Source organism: Nonomuraea sp. H19, from assembly GCF_052068215.1.
GTDB lineage: Bacteria > Actinomycetota > Actinomycetes > Streptosporangiales > Streptosporangiaceae > Nonomuraea.
Genome location: NZ_JBQHCV010000094.1, coordinates 1 through 3326, shown reverse-complemented (window position 1 = coordinate 3326; position 3326 = coordinate 1). Strand labels below are relative to the sequence as shown.

Sequence of the window (3326 nt, the reverse complement as noted above, 5' to 3'; positions counted from 1 at the left end):
CCGGCCTGCCCGCTCAAGCCCTGGCCTGGGGGCTGTGGCACCAGCCCAGCGGCATGAGCGCCCACCTCACCAGCACCGACATCACCCGCATCGAACAAGCCGGTTTCCACCGCATCACCACCACCCAGGGCAACCAACTCCTCGACGCCGCCCTGGCCATCGCCCGGCCGCATCTGCTACCCCTGCCCATCAACATCCGCACCCTGAGCAACCGCCATGACGGCGTTCCGGCGCTGTTGCGTGGGCTGGCGCGCACGCCCGCGCGTCGTGCCGCTCACGCCGGACAGGCGGCGGGCGACACCTCGGCGCTGGAGCGGCGGCTGGCGGGGCTGCCCACGGCCGAGCAGGAACATCTGCTGGTGCAACTGGTGTGCGGGGAAGCGGCGGCGGTATTGGGGCATGCCTCGGGTGAGGCGATCCAAGCCGGGCGCCCGTTCAAGGATCTCGGTTTCGATTCGCTGACGTCGGTGGAGCTGCGTAACCGGCTGGGCCGGGCAGCGGGGATGAAGCTGCCCGCGACGCTGGTGTTCGACCATCCCACGCCGGATGCTCTGGCGGCGCACCTGCTGCAGCGGGTCACCGGTAACGGCACGGTGGCGGGTCCGGTGCGGGCCACGACCACGACCACGACCACGTCCACGACCACGTCAGCGGGTGCGGGCGGGGGTGCGGGGGAGTCGATCGCGATCGTGGCGATGAGCTGCCGTTACCCGGGCGGGGTGAACTCGCCGGAGGATCTGTGGGACATGCTCGTGCAGGGCCGTTCGGGGATCTCCTCTTTCCCTGAGGATCGGGGCTGGGATCTGGAGGCGTTGTATGACCCGGATCCGGATCATGTGGGGACCACGTATCTGCGTGAGGGTGGGTTCCTGAAGGACGCGGCCGGGTTCGACGCGGGCTTTTTCGGGATCAGCCCGCGTGAGGCGATCGCGATCGATCCGCAGCAGCGGCTGCTGCTGGAGACCTCCTGGGAGGTACTGGAACGGGCCGGGATCGACCCGGGCACGGTGCGTGGCACCCCCACCGGCGTCTTCATCGGCGGAACACACACCGGGTACGGTTCGGAGTCACCATCGGCCGACGTCGAAGGCTACTTGGTCACGGGCACGTCCAGTTCGGTCATGTCGGGGCGGGTGGCCTACAACCTGGGCCTCGAAGGCCCCGCGCTGACGGTGGACACCGCCTGCTCCTCCTCGCTCGTCGCCATCCACCTCGCCTGCGAGTCCCTGCGCAGAGGCGAAAGCGCTCTGGCGCTCGCAGGCGGCGTGACCGTGCTCCCCAATCCCGAACTGTTCATTCAGTTCAGCCGTCAGCGTGGTCTGGCGCGGGACGGCCGGTGCAAGGCGTTCTCCGACGAGGCAGACGGCACCGTCTTCTCCGAAGGCGTCGGCATCCTGCTGCTGGAGCGGTTGTCGGACGCGCAGGCCAACGGCCACCAGGTGCTGGGCGTGATCCGCGGATCGGCGGTCAACCAGGACGGTGCCAGCAACGGCCTGTCAGCCCCCAACGGTCCTTCGCAGGAGCGGGTGATCCGCCAGGCGCTGGCCAACGCCGGCCTGACACCGGGCGACATCGACGCGATCGAGGCCCACGGCACCGGCACCAAACTCGGCGACCCGATCGAGGCACAGGCTTTGCTGGCCACCTACGGGCGCGATCGAGACCCAGCGGACCCCTTGTGGCTGGGGTCGGTCAAATCCAACTTCGGGCACTCGCAGGCCGCTTCCGGTGTGGCGGGTGTGATCAAGATGGTCATGGCCGCCCGCGAAGGCCTCCTCCCGCAAACCCTGCACATCACCACCCCCACCACCCACGTCGACTGGGAACAAGGCCAGATCCGCCTCCTCCAACACCACCAAAACTGGCCCCACCACACCGACAAACCACGCCGCGCCGCCATCTCCTCCTTCGGCATCAGCGGCACCAACGCCCACCTCATCCTCGAACAAGCCCCCCACCAACCCACAAACGCCGCCACAAGCACCAGCACCGACACCGGCACGGGCACGAGCGCTGAAGCCCCTCAGCCCCTACCCCTGATCCCGGTAACCCTGTCCGCCCGCGACCACACCAGCCTGGCCGCCCAAGCCGCCCGCCTGGCCGACCACCTCACCACCCACCCCGACCTCCCCCTCCACGACCTCGCCCTATCCACCGCCACCACCCGCGCCCACCTCGAACAACGCGCCGTCATCCTCGCCCGCAGCGGTAGCGGTAGCGGCGGTGTTCCGGCCGGTGTGCAGGTCATCACCGGCCGCGCCCGGCCAGGCAAAATCGCGTTCCTCTACTCCGGACAAGGCGCCCAACACCCCGGCATGGGCCGCCAACTCTACGAAACCTTCCCCACCTTCGCCACCGCCCTCAACAACGCCTGCGACGCCCTCGACCCCCACCTCGACCACCCCCTCCGCGACATCATGTGGGCCCCACCCCACACCCCCCACGCCACCCTCCTCAACCACACCACCTACACCCAACCCGCCCTCTTCGCCCTCCAAAGCGCCCTCACCCACCTCCTGCACACCTGGGGCATCCACCCCCACTACCTCGCCGGACACTCCCTCGGCGAAATCACCGCCGCCCACACCGCCGGCATCCTCACCCTCACCGACGCCGCCACCCTCATCACCCAACGCGCCCAACTCATGCAAACCCTCCCCCCCAACGGCGCCATGACCGCCATCAACGCCACCCCCGACGAAATCACCCCCCACCTCACCCCCCACACCGCCATCGCCGCCATCAACTCCCCCACCTCCACCGTCATCTCCGGCAAAACCCAAGACATCAAAACCATCACCGACCACTTCACCAAACAAGGCCGCAAAACCCGCCCCCTCACCGTCTCCCACGCCTTCCACTCCCCCCTCCTCGACCCCATCCTCACCCCCCTCAACACCCTCGCCCACACCCTCACCCACCACCACGCCCACACCCCCCTCATCACCAACCTCACCGCCACCCCCACCCACACCCTCACCCCCACCCACTGGGCCCACCACGCCCGCCAATGCGTCCAATTCGCCAACACCATCACCCACCTCCACCACACCGGCGTCACCACCTACCTCGAAATCGGCCCCGACACCCCCCTCACCGCCATAGCCCCCCACAACCTCCCCCCCGACACCCCCCACACCCACGCCACCTTCACCCCCACCCTCCGCAAAAACCACCCGGAACCCGACACCCTCCTCCACGCCATCGCCACCACCCACACCCACACCACCACCCCCATCACCTGGCACAACCTCTTCACCAACACCGGCGCCACCACCACCGACCTGCCCACCTACCCCTTCCAACACCACCACTACTGGCTCGAA

The 3326-nt window shown here is 68.7% G+C and carries 1 protein-coding gene; it reads left to right on the top strand.

Features of this window, described 5'->3' with window-relative positions; translation table 11 throughout:
* The coding region (locus tag ACTMTI_RS56585) for a type I polyketide synthase (protein ID WP_441129355.1) at positions 1-3326 on the top strand (3326 nt) is incomplete at both ends.